The 22,036-nt window shown below is 58.4% G+C and carries 16 protein-coding genes and 1 other RNA gene; 9 read left to right on the top strand and 8 right to left on the bottom strand.

Annotated elements, in window-relative coordinates; translation table 11 throughout:
• Positions 1-53: 53 nt before the first annotated feature.
• Positions 54-680: a bifunctional nicotinamidase/pyrazinamidase gene (gene pncA / locus E8M78_RS22505; RefSeq protein WP_137137157.1), complete on the bottom strand. Its 627-nt coding sequence runs from the start codon at positions 678-680 to the stop codon at positions 54-56.
• 77 nt (positions 681-757) lie between these two features.
• Complete coding sequence (locus E8M78_RS22500) at positions 758-1,255, bottom strand: hypothetical protein (RefSeq protein ID WP_137137156.1); 498 nt, start codon at positions 1,253-1,255, stop codon at positions 758-760.
• 472 nt (positions 1,256-1,727) lie between these two features.
• Here E8M78_RS22500 and E8M78_RS22495 point away from each other — a divergent pair, with 472 nt between their 5' ends.
• Positions 1,728-3,113, top strand: a complete 1,386-nt coding sequence (locus E8M78_RS22495) for a DUF2778 domain-containing protein (RefSeq protein ID WP_246658441.1) — start codon at positions 1,728-1,730, stop codon at positions 3,111-3,113.
• 44 nt (positions 3,114-3,157) lie between these two features.
• Here E8M78_RS22495 and E8M78_RS22490 read toward each other — a convergent pair whose 3' ends face one another.
• A complete protein-coding gene (locus E8M78_RS22490) occupies positions 3,158-4,303 on the bottom strand; it encodes an amidohydrolase (protein ID WP_137137155.1) in 1,146 nt (381 codons plus the stop codon).
• Position 4,304: 1 nt separating this feature from the next.
• Positions 4,305-6,788 carry a UvrD-helicase domain-containing protein gene (locus E8M78_RS22485; protein WP_137137154.1) on the bottom strand — a complete coding sequence of 828 codons (2,484 nt, stop codon included), beginning with the start codon at positions 6,786-6,788 and terminating at the stop codon, positions 4,305-4,307.
• Positions 6,789-7,025: 237 nt separating this feature from the next.
• On the opposite strand from E8M78_RS22485, the gene E8M78_RS22480 reads away from it, so the two are divergent.
• The 4 genes from E8M78_RS22480 (at position 7,026) to E8M78_RS22465 (ending at position 16,692) form a co-directional block, all read left to right on the top strand.
• Entirely contained in the window at positions 7,026-8,234 is a 1,209-nt protein-coding gene (locus tag E8M78_RS22480; RefSeq protein WP_137137153.1) for an efflux RND transporter periplasmic adaptor subunit, read from the top strand.
• Complete coding sequence (locus tag E8M78_RS22475) at positions 8,231-11,392, top strand: efflux RND transporter permease subunit (protein ID WP_246658440.1); 3,162 nt, start codon at positions 8,231-8,233, stop codon at positions 11,390-11,392. Before E8M78_RS22480 ends, E8M78_RS22475 begins: the two co-directional genes overlap by 4 nt.
• A gap of 118 nt (positions 11,393-11,510) precedes the next feature.
• Positions 11,511-12,926 carry an FAD-linked oxidase C-terminal domain-containing protein gene (locus tag E8M78_RS22470; protein ID WP_137137152.1) on the top strand — a complete coding sequence of 472 codons (1,416 nt, stop codon included), beginning with the start codon at positions 11,511-11,513 and terminating at the stop codon, positions 12,924-12,926.
• A gap of 73 nt (positions 12,927-12,999) precedes the next feature.
• Entirely contained in the window at positions 13,000-16,692 is a 3,693-nt protein-coding gene (locus E8M78_RS22465; protein ID WP_137137151.1) for an AsmA-like C-terminal region-containing protein, read from the top strand.
• 21 nt (positions 16,693-16,713) lie between these two features.
• Here E8M78_RS22465 and E8M78_RS22460 read toward each other — a convergent pair whose 3' ends face one another.
• From E8M78_RS22460 to ssrA, 4 genes are all read right to left on the bottom strand, one after another.
• Positions 16,714-16,929 (bottom strand): ribbon-helix-helix domain-containing protein, encoded by a 216-nt coding sequence (locus E8M78_RS22460; protein WP_137137150.1) that lies wholly within the window; start codon positions 16,927-16,929, stop codon positions 16,714-16,716.
• Positions 16,930-16,986: 57 nt separating this feature from the next.
• Entirely contained in the window at positions 16,987-17,181 is a 195-nt protein-coding gene (locus E8M78_RS22455) for a DUF4169 family protein (protein ID WP_137137149.1), read from the bottom strand.
• A gap of 19 nt (positions 17,182-17,200) precedes the next feature.
• Positions 17,201-17,713, bottom strand: a complete 513-nt coding sequence (locus tag E8M78_RS22450; RefSeq protein WP_137137148.1) for an SspB family protein — start codon at positions 17,711-17,713, stop codon at positions 17,201-17,203.
• A gap of 132 nt (positions 17,714-17,845) precedes the next feature.
• Positions 17,846-18,223, bottom strand: a transfer-messenger RNA (tmRNA) gene (ssrA, locus tag E8M78_RS22445).
• A gap of 115 nt (positions 18,224-18,338) precedes the next feature.
• On the opposite strand from ssrA, the gene E8M78_RS22440 reads away from it, so the two are divergent.
• The 4 genes from E8M78_RS22440 to E8M78_RS22425 all read left to right on the top strand — a co-directional run bounded on the left by E8M78_RS22440 (position 18,339) and on the right by E8M78_RS22425 (position 21,865).
• The gene (locus E8M78_RS22440; protein WP_137137147.1) at positions 18,339-19,133 is read left to right on the top strand and encodes a thymidylate synthase; all 795 of its coding nucleotides are present in this window, start codon (positions 18,339-18,341) and stop codon (positions 19,131-19,133) included.
• The gene (locus E8M78_RS22435) at positions 19,133-19,672 is read left to right on the top strand and encodes a dihydrofolate reductase (protein WP_137137146.1); all 540 of its coding nucleotides are present in this window, start codon (positions 19,133-19,135) and stop codon (positions 19,670-19,672) included. The genes E8M78_RS22440 and E8M78_RS22435 overlap by 1 nt, the downstream gene beginning before the upstream one ends.
• A gap of 145 nt (positions 19,673-19,817) precedes the next feature.
• A complete protein-coding gene (hflK, locus tag E8M78_RS22430; RefSeq protein WP_137137145.1) occupies positions 19,818-20,936 on the top strand; it encodes an FtsH protease activity modulator HflK in 1,119 nt (372 codons plus the stop codon).
• A complete protein-coding gene (locus E8M78_RS22425) occupies positions 20,933-21,865 on the top strand; it encodes a protease modulator HflC (protein ID WP_137137144.1) in 933 nt (310 codons plus the stop codon). The genes hflK and E8M78_RS22425 overlap by 4 nt, the downstream gene beginning before the upstream one ends.
• The last annotated feature ends 171 nt before the right edge of the window (positions 21,866-22,036 follow it).

Here is a 22,036-nt window from a genome sequence, read left to right as displayed (position 1 = left end):
GCAATTAAGCCTATTGCGATAGGCCGGCAAGCCTCTGGATCCCGAAATGCGGTTCAGTCCGATAGAATATCAGTACTTGTGCATATGGATACGCCTGCGGCGCGCATTTCTTCGATAGCGGCTTTCACGCCTTGCGGATCGATACCGCGGCTCGCATCTTCGATGAAACGAACCTTGATCTCCGGCAGCATCTCTCTGGCGTCCAGCGCAGAAAACTTTACGCAGTAATCCGTCGCCAATCCGCACAGATCAAGCTCTGTGACCTGTTGCGCCCGCAGGTAGCCCGCAAGGCCGGTGATTGCGGCCTGATCATTGTCACGAAATGCCGAATAGCTATCGACTGCCGGGTTCTCGCCCTTCTGCTGGATGTAATCGACATGCTCCAGATCGAGATCGGGATGGAATTCCGCATCCGGCGTTCCCTGCACGCAGTGATCCGGCCACATGACCTGTGGTTGTCCGGAAAGCTCTCCCATGTCGAACGGCTTCTTGCCCGGATGTTGGGATGCGAAACTGCCGTGATTCTCCGGATGCCAGTCTTGCGAGGCGACGATAACATCATAGGGCCCTTCGTCGATCAGGCGATTTGCGATCGGCACGATCGCGTCGCCGTTCGGGACGGGGAGATTTCCACCGGGGCAGAAACCGTTCTGAATATCGATCAGCAACAAGGCCCGCATGATGTGTCTCCCGTGATTTGCTTTGCCGCAGGATGCCAATTTGCCGAGGCTCGATCAAGTTTGTTGGTTGTGCGATTTCAGCCGCAGTTGGCCTCTAACCCCAACCTTGGTTCCGGGGAATCTTGTGCTGAAACAAATGCTACTCCGCTTCCTCGGCCTTGGCTTCCGTCGGCAACGATGCCGAACTTACCCAGGTAGCGAACGACCCTATAGTATCTTGATTGAGGCAGCTCATAGGGAAGTGTTCCAGTATGCGCGCTCTTATCGAGATATCCGAATAGGGGCGGTGCGCCCGGATCGATCTGTTCGTGGCCGCGGAAACCATAGACAAGCAATTGTTGAGCAAGCCCTGTTCGCGACAGAGCCAGTGAGCTATCGCAGTGCATCTCAAAGGATTTCTGGCTCGCGTCTATCACAATGAGAATGTAACTGGTCCCGATGTAGTACGTTTTGCCATCCTCGCTGGCGTAGACGGCAGCTCCCGAATTGTATGGTTTATCCCATATTTTAATCCATTCAGTGGAAATCGATGCCCACGGTTTCCAGCGTTCACCCAATGTGAAACGTTGGCTCATGCCGAAGCCCCAGGAAACGGTATAAGTGAGCGTAAGGTCCGGCCTAAGCTCGACCGCTGTGGAGCGTCGGGTGAGGCTGTGCCAACCTGCTGCAACTGACAGGCTGGCGAAAGTACATAGGAGAATTGCGCGGCGCATTCACTTATCTCTGCGGTTCTGACGATCCATATCGGGAAAATCGGACCGTTAGTCCCATTGATACACCTAAAAATTGCTGATATGCGTCATTTTGACGGCCTGCCGTCGGTTTGTCGCATTTCGGTTAAACTTCTGGCGGTATCGGTTTATAATGGCTTGCTGAACTTTCAGGGGGCCTTGTAAACACATTGGTTACCATACTTTGTCATTCTTATCCGCGAACGTCTCATGTTCGTGGGTACTCCCAAGCTCACGTCGATTGCAGGCGGGCTCTTCTGTCCGGAGCAGGTTTGTTCGCTCCGGCTGTTCGACTGAGTAAGGGGTGATGCGTATCATGGCAGTGGCTTTCGAGACGGCTCGGACCGTCAAAACATCTTCGCGACGCCGCCAGACCAAGCAGGCGTCCCCCGCTTACGGCCTCATAAAGGGTACTGTTGCGCTCGGTTTCGGCCTTGCCATTGGCGGCTGGATGATGGGCGCGCTTGCGACCGTTCACAGCATGGGCAGCATCAAGCCTTCCGATTATTCGCATCAGCTCAAGGCGTCTCTGAATTTGAAGCCGATTCTCTCGGCTCCCATCTCCGAAGCGGAGCGGGTTCTGAAGATCGCGAAGTTCTCCCGCCTGAACGGTGGAGCGACGGAGAAAACGGCGCGGCTTGAAGGTGCGCATCTGGCCTATCTCAATGCGCAGGTTCCCGCCGATCACACTGTCAAATCCGGTGTTGCGGCGGCTCTTGCGCAGGCCGAGATGGACAAGCAGTTCGCCAGCCTTGCCTCCAAGCGACCGAAGAGCGGCGACGTAAAGACTGCTCTCGTGGCTGCGTTGGACGAGACCGTCATCATCGCGCCGCCGACCGAAACTGCCTGGGATGCACTGCCAAAGGGCAATGTAGACGAGGGGCAGGTCGAGGTTGCCGATCTGCAAAGCCCTGCCGAACTTGCTGTAGCAGAAGCCATGGCGCCATCCGTGGATGATGGTCTGCCAATGGCCGGTCCACTTCCGATCCGCCGTCCGGCAGCCAATGCGCTGGCCATGGCAATTGCGCCATCCGCGCAGCCAAAGCCAGCACAGAAGCCCGCCATTGCCGCGGTTGAAGAGGAGGAAGAGGAAGCTCCGAAGGCGCTTGCCTTTGCGCGTCCCGAAAACCCGATGAAGGAAACGCCTGCCAAGAGCGTACCGTGGCCGGATCGCGGCGGCAACAGCATGAAGGTCGCCGTCTACGACATTACCAATGGCGTCGTGCACATGCCGAGCGGCGAGCGTCTGGAAGCCCATTCCGGTATCGGAGAAATGCGGGATAACCCGAAGTACGCGCATGTGAAGATGCGTGGCCCAACCCCGCCTGGTACCTATCGGCTGTCGATGCGCGAAAAGCTTTTCCACGGTGTGGCGGCCATTCGTCTGACGCCAACCGATGGCATCAACCCGCTCGGTCGCACCGGCCTGCTGGCGCACAGCTACCTGCTGCGTACGCGGGGTGACTCGCATGGCTGCGTGGCGTTTGCGAATTACGACAAGTTCCTGCGCGCCTTCCAGCGTGGCGAAGTCACGCACATGATCATCGTAGAGCGCCACAATGGTACGATCCCGGCTGCGGCGCTGCGGAAGCTGAACCTGCGCGGCGGTGGCTCTGCGCCTGCCAGCACCGCCTCCGCATCCGATAACGCGCCTGAAAGCAACCGCCGCACACTGGTGGATTACCTGAGGGGCGACGGCTGATTGATACGCCTTGTGTCGGTGCCTAAGCGCCGACACGCATCTCTCTATCGAAGCAATTCTCTCGCGATGCGCAGGAATACCCGCCCGCCGATGGGGATCAGGGCGTCTGGAAAATCATAGTCCGGGTTGTGAAGGGCAGGCTGATTTTCTCCGGAGCCGATGAAGAACATGGCCGATTTCGCAACGTCTCCGAAACGGCCAAAGTCCTCGGAAAACTTGAACATCTGACCGGTTGAGTGGGGCAGATCCTCCCTGTCCATGGCTCGCCTAATGATGTCCACCGCCTCTTCATCATTGCGGCAATGACGAAACTCATCGTGATAGCTGAAACAGACGCTCAGCCCATGTTTCTCAGCCACGTTGCGAGCCAGACCTTCCGCTGCCTCGCGTAATTCGGACATACCGTCATCGCTGACGGTGCGCAGCGTCACCCAGAGTTCAGCGTCACCCGGTGCCACGCCAAATGTCGGTTCACCTACGCAGACATGGGTTATGGTCGTCAGCACCAGATCCTCGGTTTCAATATGTCCCCTTCGCAGAGCTGTCAGGGCAGGAATGAGTTCTGCGATGACCGGAGCCGGAGACGTGCCACTCTCTGGCGAAGAGGCATGCGCGGTCTTGCCGGTCAGCGTGATCCGTAGTCCGCAGGATGCACAATTGACTAGGCCTGGTTTGACCCAGCTGTGACCAAGGGTAAGACCGGGAATATTGTGCAGCGAAAACGCATAATCGGGTCTGATTGCCTCAAATGCGGGATCGGCTATCACGGCCGCGGCGCCCGCACCGGTTTCTTCAGCAGGCTGGAACAGGAGCACGACGCGGCCTGACGCTGGACGCTGGCGCCTGAAGGCCCGTGACAAACCGGCAACCATTGCCATATGCCCGTCGTGGCCGCACATATGGGCTTTGCCATCGATCTTCGACCTGTGTACGACCTGCGTCGCTTCAGCAATCGGCAGGGCATCGAGTTCCGCACGAAACAGGACTGTCTGGCCCGGCTCTCGACCCTTGAACACCGCCGCAACGCCTGTGCCGCCGAGACCTGTCACGATTTGATCCGGCGACGAAGCCTGCAGAAAGCGCACCACCTCTGCCGCAGTCTGGTGCTCATCACCAGAAACTTCCGGCATTGTGTGGAGGTGACGTCGCCATAGGATCAGGTCTGTCAGATCGGTATCGGAAGTGCTCACGCTAGGAAGCCTTCTCCACAAACCCATCCAGCACGCGCTTCTGACCAGCCTTGTCGAAATCGATGGTCAACTTGTTGCCCTCGATCGAGGCGATACTGCCATTACCGAACTTGATGTGGAACACGCGGTCGCCCACCCGGAACTTCGACGGTGTATCGGCTACCGATTTGGCGACCAATTCGCCGTCGATGGTTCTGCCGCGCGGTCCGCTTTCGCCATAGCCGATCCGCTCGACAGCATGGCCGGAACGACTGCCCCAGTTATCGCGGGTGGCTTCGCTCTTGTTGGCTTGAGCGCGCTTCCAGCCGGGGGTGGAATAGGAATTGGCAAAAGGATCTACCTTGTCGAAGCGCGATTGTCCGTAGCCGCCGCGACCATAGCCGCCATAGCTGGAGTCCGATTCAGCCACATCCACATGCATGGGCGGCAATTCATCGAGGAAGCGCGACGGCATGGTGGATTGCCAGAGGCCGTGGATACGCCTGTTCGAAACGAACCAGATGTGGCAGCGCCGCTTGGCACGGGTGATGCCGACATAGGCAAGGCGTCGTTCTTCCTCCAGGCCTGCGCGACCGCCTTCATCCAACGCCCGCTGGTGCGGAAACAAGCCTTCTTCCCAGCCGGGCAGGAAAATCGTTTCGAACTCCAGACCTTTGGCTGAGTGGAGCGTCATGATGGAAACGGCGTCCATATCCTCGTTCTGCTCGGCATCCATGACGAGAGAGACATGCTCCATGAAACCTCGCATGCTCTCAAAAGCTTCCATAGAGCGCACGAGTTCCTTGAGGTTTTCCAGACGACCCGGCGCTTCCGCCGACTTGTCGTTCTTCCACATGTCGGTGTAGCCGGATTCTTCCAGAATCTGCTCCGCAAGTTCCGTATGCGGAGTCGTTTCAAGCAGTTCCGACCATCTCCTGAAACTTTGAATCACATCGAAAAGCGCCTTGCGCGCCTTTGGCTTCAACTCATCGGTCTCGATCAGGTCTGCTGCAGCGGCCAGCATGGGGATGTCACGGGCGCGGGCATAATCATGCAAGGTGCGGACGGTGGTATCTCCCAGCCCACGCTTCGGCGTGTTGACGATCCGCTCGAAGGCCAGATCGTCCGCCGGTTGGCAGGTGAGGCGGAAATAAGCCATCGCATCCCGGATTTCGAGGCGCTCATAGAAGCGCGGGCCGCCGATGACCCGGTAGTTCAGCCCGAGGGTAACGAATCGATCTTCGAACTCACGCATCTGGAAGGAAGCGCGGACGAGAATGGCCATATCGTTCAGCTTATGCTTGTTGCGCTGAAGCTGCTCGATCTCTTCCCCTATCGCGCGGGCCTCTTCTTCGGAGTCCCAAGCGGCGTGGACGATCACCTTTTCGTCATCGGGATTGGTGCGTTCCGTGAAAAGCGTCTTGCCAAGTCGGCCTTCGTTGTTTGCGATCAGGTGACCTGCCGCGCCGAGAATGTGCTCCGTTGAGCGGTAGTTGCGTTCCAGCCGGATAACCTTCGCGCCGGGAAAATCCTTCTCGAAACGAAGGATGTTATCCACTTCGGCGCCGCGCCAACCGTAGATCGACTGGTCGTCGTCGCCGACGCAGCAGACGTTTTGCGGCACGTCCTTCGGACGCTGGGCCAGAAGCCGAAGCCACATATATTGCGCTGTGTTGGTGTCCTGATACTCGTCCACTAGAATGTAGCGGAAACGCTGATGATAGTCCTTCAGCACATCCGGATTGCGGCGGAAGAGATCAATCGGGTGTAGCAGTAGATCGCCGAAATCGCAGGCGTTCAGCGTCTTCAACCGCGCCTGATAGGCGGCATAGAGTTCGCGACCCTTGCCGTTTGCGAAAGCGCGTGCATCGCCTTCGGGAATATCCTTCGGCGTCAGGCCCTTGTTTTTCCAGCCGTCGATCATGCCTGCGAACTGGCGCGCAGGCCAGCGCTTGTCATCCAGACCTTCGGCCTGAATCAACTGCTTTATCAGACGGATAACGTCATCCGTATCCAGAATGGTAAAGTCACTACGAAGGCCGACAAGCTCTGCATGACGCCGCAGAAGCTTCACGCCAATGGAGTGGAATGTGCCAAGCCAGGGCATGCCTTCCACTGCGCCACCAACGAGAACGCCGATGCGCTCCTTCATTTCGCGCGCAGCCTTGTTCGTAAAGGTCACGGCCAGGATCTGGCTTGGGAAGGCGCGATTGGTCGCAAGGATATGGGCAATGCGCGTAGTGAGGACGCGCGTCTTGCCCGTGCCTGCACCGGCCAGCACCAGAACGGGACCATCGAGCGATTCAACCGCTTCCCGCTGTTCGGGGTTCAGGCCACCCAGGTAATCGGGCGCAGGCCTGCTTTGGTCGCGCGCCGCCATGGCACGCGCCGCAATACCCAGGCCGCTGGCAGGCGCAGCCGTAGAGGGAGCAGGGGGCTTGGAACGGCGGGAGCCGTGATCCGGTTCTTCATCGAAGAACGGAATGTCATCGAAACTGTTCGTCATCAGCGCAATCTAATGATTCCGGAAGCACAAGGCCATAGTCTATGTTCTGGTTTTATTCCAGTGGTGCGCCAGATGAGAAATCGCGCTAGTTTGAGTATTTCTCGAGGCCTGCTTCCAACTCACGATTCCGTGAGTTTCCGTCAGGTTACAATTTCGCAAGATTGGTAATCCAGCGTTGTCTAACAAAGCGTAGAACGCGATACTTGGTAACGTCTTCAATTCAACCGGAGTGACTGAATGCGCATCTGGAAGCAATTGCTCCTCAGTATTGTCGTGCTGTTTGCGGGGCTCTGTCTGTGGATCTTTGTCAGCGCCGATGCGGCAAGAAGTCTCGTTGGAATGGGTGTTCCCGCGCGTCTGGTTGGTCTCATTCAGCCGGCAGCGATAGACGGGCAGAAAACGGCTCAATCTGACAACCCGGCACGAAACGGCCAGGGCAACCAGGGTGCAGGTCAGGGTCAGGCTGGCGGCCAGGCGGGAGGTCAAAGGGCCACGCTTGTTGCCGTTCGCCCAGTTGTGACAGCCACGGTCAACGATCGGCTGACGGCCATTGGTAGCGGCGTTGCCATCCAGTCCGTCGTGGTGATGCCGCAGGCAACCGGAACGATAGACGAAATCCTCGTCAAGGCAGGCCAGAAGGTCACCAAGGGTCAGGTTCTCGCCCGTCTTGATGATGACGAGCAGTTGATCGAGCGGGACAAGGCGCAGGTGGCGCTGAGGAGTGCCGTTGAAAAGGCCGCGTCCTACAAGAACCTGCAGAGCGTGACCCGTCTTGATGCGCTCGATGCGCAGATTGCCGAAGAGGCCGCCAAACTGGCGTTGAGCACGGCGCAGTTGAACCTCAAGCGTCGCGATATTGTTGCCCCGATTGATGGTGTGGCGGGGATCGTCCCGGCAAATGTCGGCGACAATGTCACGACGCAGACAAGTATCGTGACGCTGGACGATCGCTCCGAAATCCTCGTTGATTTCTATGCTCCGGAACGCTTCATCACCCAGATCGAAACGGGAGCCTCCTTCGAAGCGACCTCCGTCAGTCGTCCGGGGCAGGTGTTCAAGGGCGTGATCGACTCGGTCGACAATCGCGTGGACGCCGCAAGCCGTACCGTCCGCATTCGCGGCCGCATCGATAATCCGACAGACCTCTTGCGTGCGGGCATGTCGTTCCAGGTGGCGATGCGGTTTGCCGGTGAAAGCTATCCGGCCGTCGACCCCTTGTCGGTTCAGTGGGACGCTGAAGGTGCCTTCGTCTGGAAGGTGACGGACAGCAAGGCACAGAAGGTTCGGGTCAGCGTCATCCAGCGCAACCCGGACACTGTTCTGGTGCAGGCAGCCTTGAAGCCTGACGACCGGATCGTGACGGAAGGTTTGCAGCGTGTTCGTGAAGGCCAGCCGGTTCGCATTCAGGGTGAGCCGCAGCGTGTGGCGGAGGCAGCGACCCGATGAGCAGCAAGGATCAGCACGACATGAAGGCAGAGGATGCAAAATCCACCTTCACGGCTCTGTTCGTCCGTCGCCCCATTCTGGCAGCGGTTATCAATACGCTTCTGGTCGTGGCAGGTCTTGCCGCCTTTGTCGGTGTCGAAGTGCGCGAGCTTCCCGATGTCGATCAACCGGTCATCACGGTGCGAACCGACTATGAAGGCGCATCTCCCCAGACAGTCGATCAGGAATTGACTCAGGTCATCGAGGGCGCTGTCGCCCGCGTCAGCGGGCTGAAGGCACTTTCGTCAGAATCGCAATTCGGTGCCAGCCGCGTGACCATGGAATTCAACGACACCGTTGATCTTGCCGTCGCCGCAAGCGACGTGCGCGATGCGATTGGCCGCGTCTCCTATCAGTTGCCCGATACCGTGGACGAGCCCCGCATTGTCAAGGCGGATTCCGATTCGCAGCCAATCATGCGGCTTGCCGTAACGTCTTCAAAGCTTTCGATGGAAGACCTGACCCTACTTGTCGACAAGCAGGTGGTTGACCGGCTGGCAGCGGTGGAGGGCGTGGCGGATGTCGAGCTTTACGGCGATCAGGAAAAGATCTTCCGTGTCGATCTCAATCAGGCGGCTCTCGCCAGCCGTGGCCTGACGGTTGCCGATGTCTCCACTGCGCTTTCCAGTGCGGCGCTTGACGTTCCCGCCGGTTCTCTCACAAGCCGCACGCAGGATATCGTGGTGCGCGCAACGGCAAACCTGGAGACACCGCGCGACTTCGAGAATGTTCTGATCAAGGACAATATCCGCCTTCGCGATGTCGCAAGCGTCAATCTTGGTGCTGACGATGGAACCACGACTCTTCGGTCCAACGGCGTGCAGGGCGTCGGTCTCGGCATCATCCGTCAGGCGCAATCCAATACGCTCAACATTTCGACCGGTGTTGCAGCGGCTGTTGCTGAATTGCAGAAGGTGCTTCCGGAAGGAACGCGCATCATCATCACATCGGATGACGCCGTGTTCATTCGCGGTGCCTTGCACGAAGTCGAGTTGGCGCTCGCGCTTTCCGCGCTGATCGTGGTCGTCGTCCTCTATCTCTTCCTGCGCGACTGGCGTGCGACGCTTATTCCGGCGCTGACCATGCCTGTTGCGCTGATCGGAACGCTGACGGCTATCTATCTGGTCGGCTTTTCCATCAACATTCTCACCCTGCTGGCCATTGTTCTGGCGACCGGTCTCGTCGTCGATGATGCGATTGTCGTGCTCGAGAACATCGTCCGCAGGCGTTCTGAAGGCATGGGGCCACGCGCGGCGGCGGTGCTGGGCACGCAGGAAGTTTTCTTTGCGGTTCTTGCCACCACGGCAACGCTGGCGGCTGTCTTCATTCCGCTTTCCTTCCTGCCCGGACAATTGGGTGGTCTGTTCCGCGAGTTCGGTTTCGTGCTGGCCTTTGCCGTAGGGCTATCGTCTATTACCGCTCTCACGCTGTGTCCCATGCTGGCATCGCGCATGCTGACCAAGCCGATGAGCGAGCCGAAGGGGTTTCTCGCGAGCTTCGGCAATCTCTTTGCCAGCACCTATGAGAAGTCGCTGAAGTTCACTCTGAATGCGCCGATTGTCATCATTGCAGTGGCGGTCATGTTCGGCGCGGCGGCCTTCGTCGCATTCGGTCTGGTCAAGAACGAGCTGACGCCGCTGGAAGATCGATCCCTGGTATCGATGCGGTTGACCACACCGCAGGGTGTGAGCCTTGAATACACGCAGGACCAGATACGTCGCGTCGAGGAAAATCTTCAGCCGCTGGTCGACTCGGGTGAGATCCGAAACATCTTCTCCATTTCCGGCATGGGCAACTCAACAAATAGCGGTTTCATGGTGATGACGTTGGCGCCCTGGGGCGAACGCACGCGCACCCAGAACCAGATCGTTGCAGATGTCAATGCGGCTGCGGCGAAGGTTCCAGCGGTGCGCGGTTTCGCGATTCAGTCCAACAGCCTGCGTATTCGCGGGGCGGGGAATGGCTTGCAGTTTGCGCTGGTGGGCAACGAGCATACAAAGCTGACCGCCGCCGCCATCAAGCTCGTTCAGGCCATGGAAAAGAACCCGGATTTCCAGACGCCGCGTCTGGACAACGAACCGACGCAGGCGCAGCTTTCGGTCTCCATCGACCGTGAGCGTGCGTCCGATCTGGGCATCGATATCACCGGCCTGTCCACCGCCATGCAGGCATTGCTGGAAGGGCGTTCCATCGTTGATGTCTTCGTGAACGGAGAGGCCTATCCGGTCAAGTTGACCTCCACGATGCAGCCGATCGACGATCCGACCGATTTGCAGAACATCTTCCTGCGCACCAATGATGGCAAGGTCGTGCCAATGGCCACGGTCGTCGCCCTCAAGGAAGGGGCAGTCGCGCCGCGCCTGAACCGCGAGCAGCAACTGGCCGCGGTTTCGATTTCGGCTGGTCTCGGCGAGGGCGTTTCGCTGGGTCAGGCGCTTCAGGAAGCACAGGCGCTGGCGCAGCCGCTTCTGCCTCCTGGCGCGCGGCTGATGCCGTTGGCTGAAGCCAAGACGCTGGGTGAGAATTCAAGCGGCATGGCCATTACCTTCGGCTTTGCGATTGCCATCATCTTCCTCGTTCTGGCGGCACAGTTCGAAAGCGTGTTGTCCGCCGTCATCATTATGACCACGGTGCCGCTCGGATTGGCCTGTGCGGTCTTCGCTCTGGTGCTGACGGGCTCGACGCTCAACGTCTACAGCCAGATCGGACTTGTTCTCCTTGTCGGGGTCATGGCCAAAAACGGCATTCTGATCGTGGAGTTCGCCAACCAGCTTCGAGATCAGGGAATGGCCGTTCGCGAGGCAATCGAAAAGGCATGCGCTCTGCGCCTTCGTCCGGTGATGATGACCATGATCGCGACGATCCTTGGTGGTGTGCCGCTGGTATTCGCGCAGGGTGCGGGTGCAGAAGCACGCATTGCGCTTGGCTGGGTCATCGTTGGTGGGTTGGGTCTGGCAACAATCGTTACGTTGTTCATTACGCCGCTTGCCTATCTCCTGATCGCACGCTTTGCCAAGCCGCACGCGCATGAAGAGCAAAGGCTGCATGAGGAACTGGTCACGGCTTCTCGTCCGGCGGCGAACGAGGAGAAAGAGCGGCCTCTGCTGGCAGCGGAGTGAGCAGATCCAAATGTTACACGGAGAAGCCTATCCGTGAGCCGAAACTGATAGACAAAACAATGATCCTCTCCTACCAAAGATGCCGGGTTCTACTGCTCGGCATTCAATGGAGAAGATCATGGTCTTGAGGGATGTGCGCCCCGGTGTGCGAAACGAGGCCGCAGTCGTGGCTGTGATCGAGGCGTTGCGGGGGACGCTTGGCGACAAGCTTCAGACCGGGCAGGCCTTTCGTGAGCAGCATACCCATACGACGACCTATCTGACCCGACAGCTGCCGGATGCCGTGGTGTTCGTCGAGACTGCTGACGACGTCAAAGCGGTCGTTAGAGCCTGCTCTGAGCACGGTGTGCCGATCATTCCGTTCGGCACCGGTTCGTCGCTGGAGGGGCAGGTCAACGCACCTTCGGGCGGAATTTCTATCGATTTTTCGCGCATGAACCGGATCTTGCGCGTTTCGCGGGAGGATCTGGATGTGACCGTCGAACCGGGCGTAACGCGTGAGCAGTTGAATGTCTATCTCCGCGATACGGGCCTTTTCTTCCCGATTGATCCTGGTGCGAACGCCTCGATCGGTGGCATGACGGCAACGCGCGCTTCCGGCACCAACGCCGTGCGTTATGGCACCATGAAGGACAATGTGCTCGCCATGACTGTCGTGACAGCAGACGGCGAGGAGATTGGCACCGGAAGCCGTGCCAAGAAGTCTTCCGCAGGCTACGATCTGACCCGGCTCTTCGTTGGTTCGGAGGGGACGCTCGGCGTCTTCACCTCCATTACGCTTCGCCTGCAGGGAATACCGGAAAAGATCGGTGGCGGTGTCTGTGCTTTCCCAAGCGTCAAGGCGGCCTGCGATGCGGTGATCATGACCATTCAGATGGGCATTCCCGTTGCGCGTATCGAGCTTCTGGACGAGGTACAGATCCGCGCCTGCAATGCCTATTCCGGGCTGTCCTATGAAGAAAAGCCGACGCTTTTCCTTGAGTTCCATGGCACGGATCAGACAGTGACCCTGCAATCCGAACAGTTTTCCATGATTGCCGAGGAATGCGGCGGCGAAAGTTTCCGCTGGACGGCCGATGCGCAAGAGCGCGCCAAGCTGTGGAAGGCGAGGCATGATGCCTATTGGGCGGCCCGTGCCCTGCGCCCTGACCTCACGATACTGGCAACGGATGTTTGCGTGCCGATTTCGCAATTAGCCGACTGCGTGGCCGCGACCCATGCAGATATCGTCGAGAATGACTTTCTTGCACCGATCGTCGGTCATGCCGGAGATGGCAACTTCCATCTGTCCATTTTGTTCAACGACAAGGATCCGGCTGATGTCGCACGGATCGAAGCCTTCGTTGAGCGCTTGAACCGACGCGCTCTTGCTTGCGGCGGAACGTGTACGGGCGAGCACGGCATCGGGCAGGGCAAGATGAGTTTTCTCGAAGAGGAGGCCGGGCCTGCGCTTGGCCTGATGCGGACGATCAAGCGGGCGGTGGATCCGAAGAATATCTTTAATCCAGGCAAGATCCTGCGGGAAACAACCTGATACGATCCTTGCACGGCTTGTGCGGGAGCCTGTAGAATTTTAAATAGACCTCCGAAATCAAGGAGTGGTCCGGTTGTTGGGACGTCTTTTCCTGCTGTTTGGCGGTCTGGTGGTGATTGCGTTGTTCGCAGCGCTGTTTGCTCCGCTGTTCGTGGACTGGAGCAGTTTCCGGCTCAGCTTCGAAGAACAGGCCAGCCGAATCCTTGGCAAGAAGGTGACCGTGCATGGCAGCGTCGATGCCCGACTTTTGCCTTTCCCTTCGGTTACGATGCGCGATGTTCGCGTGGGGCAGGATCTTGATGGAACGCCGCTGATCCAGGTGGCAGAGTTTTCCATGGATTTGGAACTGGCGCCCTTCCTCTCCGGCGAGGCGCGCGTTTTCGACATGCGGCTGGTAAACCCCAAGGCCCGTATCCGCCTTCTGAAGGACGGCAAGCTGGATTGGATGCGCGGCAGCCGGCCGGCTATTCCCGCACGTAACGTCGTGCTGGAAGATGTGCACATTACGGGCGCCGAGATCCAGTTCATTGACGAGGCGACTGGTCGCAACAGAACTCTTAGCAAGCTCACCGCCGATCTGTCTGCAAGCTCGCTAGCAGGGCCGTGGCGGGCCGAAGGCAATGGAACGCTGGACGGTTACGAGGCGAAGTTCTCGCTGAGCAGTGGAGAGCCGGACGCACAGGCCGGTCAGGTGCCTTTGAAACTTCGCCTTTGGCCGGATATCCAGCCGGTCGAGGTTCAGCTCGACGGTATGCTCGGCGTGGCCGATGCCAAGCCCGCCTATAAGGGCGCCTTTAACCTCGTCTTTCAAGATCAGCCAGTTGCCAATGGGGTGGCCGTCGCGGAGAAACGTGTTCCGCCGCCGCGCACCAAGGGCAAGTTCGAGTTGACGAACGAGCGCATCCGGATTCCTGAATATCGTGTTGAAGCCGGTGCCGCTGATAATCCCTATGTCATTACCGGTGAGGCGACGCTGGATACCGGTGACAGGCCGGAATTTCTGCTGACGGCGGACGGCCAGCAGGTGGATGTCGAGAAGCTGGCAGGCGACATGTTGGCCAAGGGCAAGACGGCCCGTGATCCGCATGTCTCCGCCCAAAGACGCCTTCATGCCCTGATCGACATGGCTGCCAATATTCCCGTGCCGCAGGTGCCGGGGCGGGCAACAATTAGCCTTCCGGCGATCGTGACGGAGGGAACGACCCTGCGTGATATCCGGCTGGACATTCGTCCGGCTCAAACCGGATGGCAGATCGAAAATGCGGTCGCCACGCTTCCCGGCAGGACGCAGGTGGAACTTGATGGTCGGCTGAGCCTCAAGGGTAGCGCCGGTTTCAAGGGCAAGATGGTGTTGGCTTCCAACCAGCCTTCTGGCCTTTCCGACTGGTTGACCGGCAAGGTCGACCCTGCAATCCGGCGTCTCAAGGCGGCGGGTTTCTCCGCCGACGTCGATCTGACAACCGGTGTGCAGGTCTTTAACAATCTTGAGGTGGCTGTTGGCAGCGCAACGCTGAAGGGGCAAGTGCGTCGGACCTCCGCCACGGAGGCGGCAGCGGTGCCGCAGCTTGCGGTAGATCTTGCAGGCAATGAGATCGATCTCGATGCCTTGCGGGCACTTGCCTCGCTGATGACCGGTAATGACGCCGGTGACGATGTGCTCGATCACAAGCTGTCAGCGCATTTGAAGGCCGACCGGCTGACGGCTTTCGGCGTCGGCGCGCAGGGCTTTGAAACGCGGTTCGAGTTCGGCGACGGGAAATTGACCGTGCCGCAGCTGAATATTGCCAATCTGGCGGGCGCCAGTATTCTGGCAAAAGGGAGTGGCGAAGGCTCGATTTTCGATTATTCCGGTCAAGGCACTGTCAGTCTCACGGCACCGGATGCGGCAGGTTTTCTGGCGATGCTGAGAGAGCGCCTGCCAAGGCATCCGGTTCTGGAACGCATGGCGCGTAGTGCTGACCGGTATGCGGATACGAAGCTGACTGTGGATGTTACACTGGGTGATGCAGCGGTCATTAAAGTCAGCGGCAGTTCGAACGGCACGCTGATCTCCTCCGACATAAAGGCACTGCATCTCTTTGACCTGACGCAGGAAACTGAATTTCAGGCCTCGGCCAGGCTGGCCAATACCGAATCGCTCACCCTTCTCGACCAGATTGGCATTTCCACATTTCCCTTCGATGGCGATTATAACGGCGTCATCGATGTCAGCGCCAGTGGTCGGCTTTCCCAGCCGATACAGGTTCGGTTCGGTTACCGGACCGATCTGACCGAATTGGTGGCTGAAGGCGGGATGAGCCTTGCGCCGGACAGTTTCGGCAATGGCAGCTATTCGGTGAGCCTCAAGAGTTCTGATCTCGAGCCGACCCTGCTTGCCGGCGGTTTCGGCCTGCCGCAACTCGGTACCGGTCTGCCCGTCGATCTCAGATCGAAGATGATATTGGAAACGAAGGCCGTTCGTCTCGGCGAGGTGTCCGGTAATGTCGCTGGCAATACGCTGGGTGGCGATCTTGTTTTCGATCGTGCAGCCCCAATCCCCACGATCAGCGGCAAGCTCAACCTCGGCGCCATGGACCTATTGTGGCTCGCCGAAGCGGTTTACGGACCGCTGCAGGATGCTGAAACCGGTGAACTGTCTGCCAAGCAATTGGCTGCTCCGATGTTCCGGCAGGCTGACCTTAATCTGGATGTGTCTGTCGATCAGGTTCTCGTATCGCCGGGCACCCAGCCTGCGCAAAACGTTGCGATGCGTTTCGTCAATCGCAGTGGCGGCATGACGCTGGAGGAACTGCGCGGCAAATGGCTTGGCGGCACGATCTCCGGTCGTCTGGCGCTGTCGAATAGCGATGGCATCGGTTTGCTGCAATCGCGTCTGGCGCTCAAGGACGCCGATCTGGCGCCGCTGATGTGGTTGCGGGCCAACCATCCCGTTGCGACAGGCAAGCTTAGTTTCGAGCTCGCCGCGGAAGCAACCGCAAAGACACCGGCAGGCCTGGTGACCGCACTCAACGGATCCGGCTCGTTGCGCCTTGCTGATGTTGTCTTGCCGGATCTGGCACAGGATCCGGTGAGTTCTCTCCTCAGTGCTGCCGACCGCATTCAGGGCGATGTGACCGAAAGCAAGGTTCGCCCAATCGCGGAGGCAGTTCTTTATGCAGGGCCAACCCGAATCGGAGCCGTGACGCTGCCTTTCACGGTGAGTTCCGGCCAGCTGCGCTTTCAAAGCATTACCGCACAGGCGGGACCGGCCGCTTTGTCCGGCGAGGCGCGGTTCAATCTTCCAGACCAGACTTTGGATGGAAAGCTCGTGGTCACCTATGCGCTTGGCGAGAATGCCATTGCCGGTGGCGAGGCGAGTGTTGGACTTCAGTTTTCCGGTCCGTGGGACGCGCCCACGCGTGAGTTGGAAGTGGGTGGGCTAACAAACTATCTTTCGCTGCGTGCTTTCGAGCGTGAGCGCAGGCGGGTTGAGACGCTTCAGGCCAGTGTTCTTGAAAAGCAGCGGCTGCGCAGGGAAGTGTCCCTTTACCAATCGCTTGAGGTGGAGCGCAAAGCGCAACGCGAAAAGGCGGAGGCCGAGGCTCGTGCTCGTGCCGAACAGGAGGCGAAAGAGCGGGCAGCGGAAGCGCAGAGGCAGCGTGAGCAGGAGAAGGCGATTGAGCAACGTCAGCCTTCTGCTCAGGATGCGACGCCAGCGCTGACTATTCCTCCGACCGGAGATCAATTCCGCCCGAACAACGGTTTGCCGGGGGTCGCGCCCTACTGACACTGCCGACGACGGGAATTGCTACCTATGCTGGGTCTTGATCCACTGGAGTACGTAAATTCTCAATGCGGATGACAGGTTACTCTCCGCCTCGCGATTGTCATCGATTTCAGCAATCAGACCCGCAAGGCTGATCTGGCGCTTTCCCGCAATCAGCTTCAGTTCGTCCCAGAACACATCCTCCAGCGTGAAGCTTGTACGGTGTCCATGGAGGGTTGTGGAATGCTTGCGAATCATCCGGGCGCTCTCCAGCCTTCACACGGGTTGCCTGGAGATATTAAAAGAGGCCGACACTCAGTCAGCCTCGTCGTTCTTTTCCAGCTTGCCTTGATCGAGTTGCTTCGATGCTTTCTCGTTCAGGGCTTTGGTCAGGGATTTTTCCTGTTTGGTTCTGCCGAATGTGATGCGATTCTGCTCTGCCTGCCGCTCCTTTTCAGAGCGGGCCTTGGCCTTTCGGGCCAATTTCAGGTTGATGATATCAGCACACATGGCAGAACCCGCGCAGAAATCAGTGCTTTTTGCGGAAGGAATCCAACGAGACAACAGAACCCGAGCCGGGCTTCTTGTCATCATCGGACTTGGCTTCTTCCTCGGAACCAGGCTTCGCCACAGCATCCGCCGGATAGGCTGTAATCTCTGCGGAAGCCTCTTCCTCGTCCGCCAGCGGAACCTCGAATTCGAGTTCGAAGTTGACGGATGGATCGTAGAAACCGCGAATTGCGTTGAATGGAATGTAGAGCCGCTCGGGCGTATCCGAGAACGAAAGACCGATTTCGAAATGCGTATCGGACACTTTCAGATCCCAGAACTGATGCTGGATGACGATTGTCATCTGTTCCGGATACTTGTCCTTCAAGTGGGTAGAGATCCGAACACCCGGAGCACCGGTGAGGAACGTGATGAAAAAATGATGGTCGCCCGGCAGACGGCTGGTGGCAGCCACTTCCGACAAAACCTTGCGAATAACGCCGCGAAGGGCGTCCTGTGCCAGAATGTCGTAACGGATATGATCCTGACCCATCGTCATTGTCTTCCAATCAGTTCGATGTTTTTCTTGCGATTTGTCTGCCCGTTATAAGCCAGCAAGTTTCCCTGCGGAAGCCCCGGTGAGACGAGTCATGACGAAGATAGCGAAAAACACGTGAAGCGGGAAGGTGAAGGCTTCTGTTGCCAGGTGCCTTCGGACCCCGCCTCAAGGGGCTAACCTAGAGGACTTGGAGCGGGTTTCCCGCACCGCCATTAGGCAGCGAGAGCGTAACCCTTAGCGTTGTTGTCGTTTGCAACTACACTTGTGACCCGATAACGGCGGTATCATGCCGAGCAAAAGTACGATCTTTACGCCCTTGTCGATCCTATTTCGCCCCCATCAAAAGCCGGTCCGAGACACACTCGCTTACCGACCGGTTTTTGGTGGAGGCGCCGGGTACCGCCCCCGGGTCCAATAGGTTTATTACACCGACCATTTATCGCCATAGCCGAAGCAAGCCCCGGCAAGGTTGATATAGGTGTTTCTCTGCGCGATGAAAAGGGGAGATTGTGCATTCCCTTCATGCAATTGGCAAAGCAGCGTGGATAAGACCCAGGAGCACTATCGTTTGCGGGCTTCGAGCCTATAATTGCGCTCCAGCAGAATCTACAGGCCTGTCATGAAACAATATCTCGATCTTCTTCGTCACGTTATGGAAACCGGAATGGACCGGGGAGACCGGACCGGGACGGGTACGCGGTCGGTCTTCGGCTATCAGATGCGTTTCGACCTGGCCGATGGTTTCCCGATCGTCACCACCAAGAAGCTTCATCTGCGCTCGATTATTCACGAACTACTCTGGTTTCTGAAGGGCGACACGAACATCGCCTACCTCAAGGAAAACGGTGTTTCGATCTGGGACGAATGGGCGGATGAGCAGGGCAATCTCGGCCCGGTCTATGGCTATCAGTGGCGTTCCTGGCCAAAGCCGGATGGTGGCCATGTGGACCAGATCGCCAATCTTGTGGATGCGATCAGGAAGAACCCGAACTCACGCCGCCATATCGTTTCTGCCTGGAATCCTGCCCAGGTTGATGACATGGCGCTTCCGCCCTGCCATTGCCTTTTTCAGTTCTACGTATCCGGGGACCGGCTCTCCTGTCAGCTCTACCAGCGCTCTGCGGATATCTTTCTCGGCGTTCCGTTCAATATTGCCTCCTATGCGCTGCTGACGATGATGGTTGCACAGGTTACGGGCTACAAGCCGGGTGAGTTCATCCATACGCTCGGCGATGCCCATATCTATTCAAACCACTTCGAGCAGGCCGAGATCCAGATCCAGCGCGAGCCGAAGCCGTTGCCGCGCATGGAGATCAATCCCGACGTGACCGATCTCTTCGGCTTCACGTTCGAGGATTTCAATCTGGTGGGCTATGAGGCGCATCCGCATATCAAGGCCAAGGTGGCCGTGTGATGGGTGATGACGCAAAAAGGCCAGTCGTCCTCATTGCGGCGGTTTCCACCAACAGAGTGATCGGTCGCAACGGTGACATGCCGTGGAAGCTGTCGACCGATCTCAAGCGCTTCAAGGCGATGACGCTGGGAAATCCGGTTGTCGTCGGCCGCAAGACCTTCGAGAGTTTCGGCGGCCGCCCGCTCCCTGGGCGTCCGCATGTGGTTGTGACACGGGATCCATCCTGTTCGGCTGAGGGTGTCGAAACGGCTGATTCGCTCGCAAGGGCTTTGGAGAGGGCCCAAGAGATTGCGGTGGAGACAAATGCCCGCGAGATTGCGGTCATCGGTGGTGGCGAGATCTATACTCAGGCCTTGCCGCTCGCCGATACGCTGTATCTCACGCATGTGGATGCGGTAATCGAAGACGGCGACACGTACTTTCCAGTCGTTGATGAGCAGCTGTTTGAATGCGTGGAAAGAGAAACCGTGCCGGCGGGCGAAAAAGATAATTTTTCGACCGTTTTTGCCGTTTATCGGCGTCGCCCTGCGGCCATTTGAAACATTTCGTTACCAAACACTGCGAAGTGACCCCTTGGCGCGTTGAAAGCGGTGTTGCGCATACCTATAACGGGGCAAGACCCGGCTGCCGCAAGTTCCGGCGCGGTTGATCGAGGGTGGGAGTTTCACGAACAAAGAGGTTTTGATGCCTTGGAGCAATCAGAATGGCGGCGGTCCCTGGGGGGGCGGCGGCAATAATCAGGGGCCTTGGGGGCAAGGCCCCAATCGCCCCCGAGGCGGCGGCGGCGGCAATGGAGGGGGTAACGGCGGACCGCCGGACCTGGAGGACATTATTCGTCGCAGCCAGGACCGGTTGCGCGGCGCAGTTCCCGGTGGGTTCAATGGTGGGGCGCTGGGAATCGTTCTCCTCGTCATTCTGGCATTTGTAGCATTCCAGTCGGTCTACACGGTTCAGCCGGACGAGCGCGGCGTAGAGCTTCGCTTCGGAAAGCCGAAGGACGAGGTTGCAGGTCCGGGCCTTCACTGGCATTTCTGGCCCGTGGAAACTGTCGAGATCGTGAAGGTTACCGAGCAGCAGCAGAATATTGGTGGGCGCGGCAATGCGAATTCCACCGAAGGCCTGATGCTTTCCGGCGACCAGAACATTGTGAATGTGCAGTTCTCGGTACTGTTTACGGTTACCGATCCGCGCGCCTATCTCTTCAATCTCGAAAGCCCGAACGCAACGCTGCAGCAGGTTGCCGAAAGCGCCATGCGTGAAGTCGTTGGCCGTCGTCCGGCGCAGGATGTGTTCCGTAATGCGCGCGAACAGATCTCTACTGAGGTTCGCGATATCATTCAGGGCACCATGGATACCTATGGTTCCGGTATTGCGATCAATGCGGTGCCGATCGAGGATGCAGCGCCACCGCGTGAGGTTGCCGATGCTTTCGAAGAAGTGCAGCGCGCCGAGCAGGACGAAGATCGTTTCGTTGAAGAAGCCAACCAGTATGCCAACCAGAAGCTTGGTCAGGCACGCGGTCAGGCGGCACAGGTTCGCGAAGAGGCATCCGCCTACAAGGATCGCGTCGTGAATGAGGCGACCGGTGAAGCACAGCGTTTTGTGTCCATCTACGATGCCTATAAGGTCGCTCCGGATGTGACGCGTGAGCGTATCTTCCTGGAAACCATGGAAGGTGTACTTAAGAACTCGAACAAGATCATTCTGGACGACAAGCAGGGTGTTGTTCCCTACCTGCCGCTCAATGATATGATCCGTCCGAATGCGGGTACTACCAACACGAACCAGGGAGGCCGTCCATGAACTCCAGTCGTCTCCCGGCCGTCCTGATCGGCCTTGGCCTCGTGCTGTTCCTTGCCTATTCATCGGTTTTTGTCGTGAACGAGCGCGAGCAGGCAATCGTCGTGCGCTTCGGTCAGATCCAGTCGGTGAAGTCGCAGCCCGGCCTGTACTTCAAGCTGCCCTTCGCCTTCATGGATGCAGATCGCGTTCAGTATATCGAAAACCGCGCTCTGCGCTTCGATATCGACAACATCCGCGTTCAGGTTCGCGGCGGCGCCTTCTACGAAGTCGATGCCTTCGTAGTCTACCAGATCTCCGATGCCGGCCGCTTCCGCGGTACCGTTTCGGGTGATCGTAACGCTGCCGAATCGCGTCTGCGCACGCGTCTCGATGCCGCTCTGCGCCGTGTCTACGGTCTGCGGAACTTCAGCGCCGCGCTTTCGGACGAACGTTCCGCGATGATGCAGGAAGTTCGCGCTGATCTTCAAGCGGCTGCGGAAAGCCTCGGCTTGAACATTCGCGATGTTCGCATCCGTCGTACGGATCTGACGCGTGAAGTCTCGCAGCAGACCTATCAGCGCATGAAGGCAGAACGTCTTGCCGAAGCGGAGCTGATCCGTGCTCGTGGTAACGAACAGGGCCAGCGCCGTCGTGCGATCGCGGATCGTCAGGTTGTCGAACTGGTTTCGGAAGCCCAGCGCGATGCGGAAATCATCCGCGGTGAGGGTGATGCGCAGCGTAACCGGATCTTTGGGGAAGCCTTCGCTCGCGATCCTGGCTTCTTCGAGTTCTATCGCTCCATGCGTGCCTATACGGCCGCTTTGAGCGACAAGGGAACGACGATGGTTCTCAGCCCGGATTCGCAGTTCTTCAAGTACTTCAACCAGAGTTCCGGCTCGACCGCAGGAGCCGTGCCGCCAGCTGCACCGACGCAGCCTGCACGGCAGTAATCAAACGGCGAGGGCGGCTTTCGAGCCGCCCTCTGCATTTTTGTGGTCGCTCACGCATGTTCAGTAACTTCGCTGTGGGCTCACGAAAAGATAATTTCCCCTGTCGCTATTCCGCCTTATCTTTCACGAAGCGTCTCGCTTAGATGGCGTATAGCTAATGCATTCCGGAAC

This window comes from Rhizobium sp. FKY42, from assembly GCF_005222835.1.
In the GTDB taxonomy this organism is placed as follows: Bacteria; Pseudomonadota; Alphaproteobacteria; order Rhizobiales; family Rhizobiaceae; genus Neorhizobium.
This window is presented reverse-complemented; position numbering and strand designations above follow the sequence as displayed.

Excerpts from the sequence above, each read along its gene's own strand:
- pncA (WP_137137157.1), bottom strand. The coding sequence starts at position 680 with ATGCGGGCCTTGTTGCTGATCGATATTCAGAACGGTTTCTGCCCCGGT.
- E8M78_RS22500 (WP_137137156.1), bottom strand. The coding sequence starts at position 1,255 with ATGAGCCAACGTTTCACATTGGGTGAACGCTGGAAACCGTGGGCATCG.
- E8M78_RS22495 (WP_246658441.1), top strand. The coding sequence starts at position 1,728 with ATGGCAGTGGCTTTCGAGACGGCTCGGACCGTCAAAACATCTTCGCGA.
- E8M78_RS22485 (WP_137137154.1), bottom strand. The coding sequence starts at position 6,788 with ATGACGAACAGTTTCGATGACATTCCGTTCTTCGATGAAGAACCGGAT.
- E8M78_RS22480 (WP_137137153.1), top strand. The coding sequence starts at position 7,026 with ATGCGCATCTGGAAGCAATTGCTCCTCAGTATTGTCGTGCTGTTTGCG.
- E8M78_RS22475 (WP_246658440.1), top strand. The coding sequence starts at position 8,231 with ATGAGCAGCAAGGATCAGCACGACATGAAGGCAGAGGATGCAAAATCC.
- E8M78_RS22470 (WP_137137152.1), top strand. The coding sequence starts at position 11,511 with ATGGTCTTGAGGGATGTGCGCCCCGGTGTGCGAAACGAGGCCGCAGTC.
- E8M78_RS22460 (WP_137137150.1), bottom strand. The coding sequence starts at position 16,929 with ATGATTCGCAAGCATTCCACAACCCTCCATGGACACCGTACAAGCTTC.
- E8M78_RS22455 (WP_137137149.1), bottom strand. The coding sequence starts at position 17,181 with ATGTGTGCTGATATCATCAACCTGAAATTGGCCCGAAAGGCCAAGGCC.
- E8M78_RS22450 (WP_137137148.1), bottom strand. The coding sequence starts at position 17,713 with ATGGGTCAGGATCATATCCGTTACGACATTCTGGCACAGGACGCCCTT.
- E8M78_RS22440 (WP_137137147.1), top strand. The coding sequence starts at position 18,339 with ATGAAACAATATCTCGATCTTCTTCGTCACGTTATGGAAACCGGAATG.
- E8M78_RS22435 (WP_137137146.1), top strand. The coding sequence starts at position 19,133 with ATGGGTGATGACGCAAAAAGGCCAGTCGTCCTCATTGCGGCGGTTTCC.
- hflK (WP_137137145.1), top strand. The coding sequence starts at position 19,818 with ATGCCTTGGAGCAATCAGAATGGCGGCGGTCCCTGGGGGGGCGGCGGC.
- E8M78_RS22425 (WP_137137144.1), top strand. The coding sequence starts at position 20,933 with ATGAACTCCAGTCGTCTCCCGGCCGTCCTGATCGGCCTTGGCCTCGTG.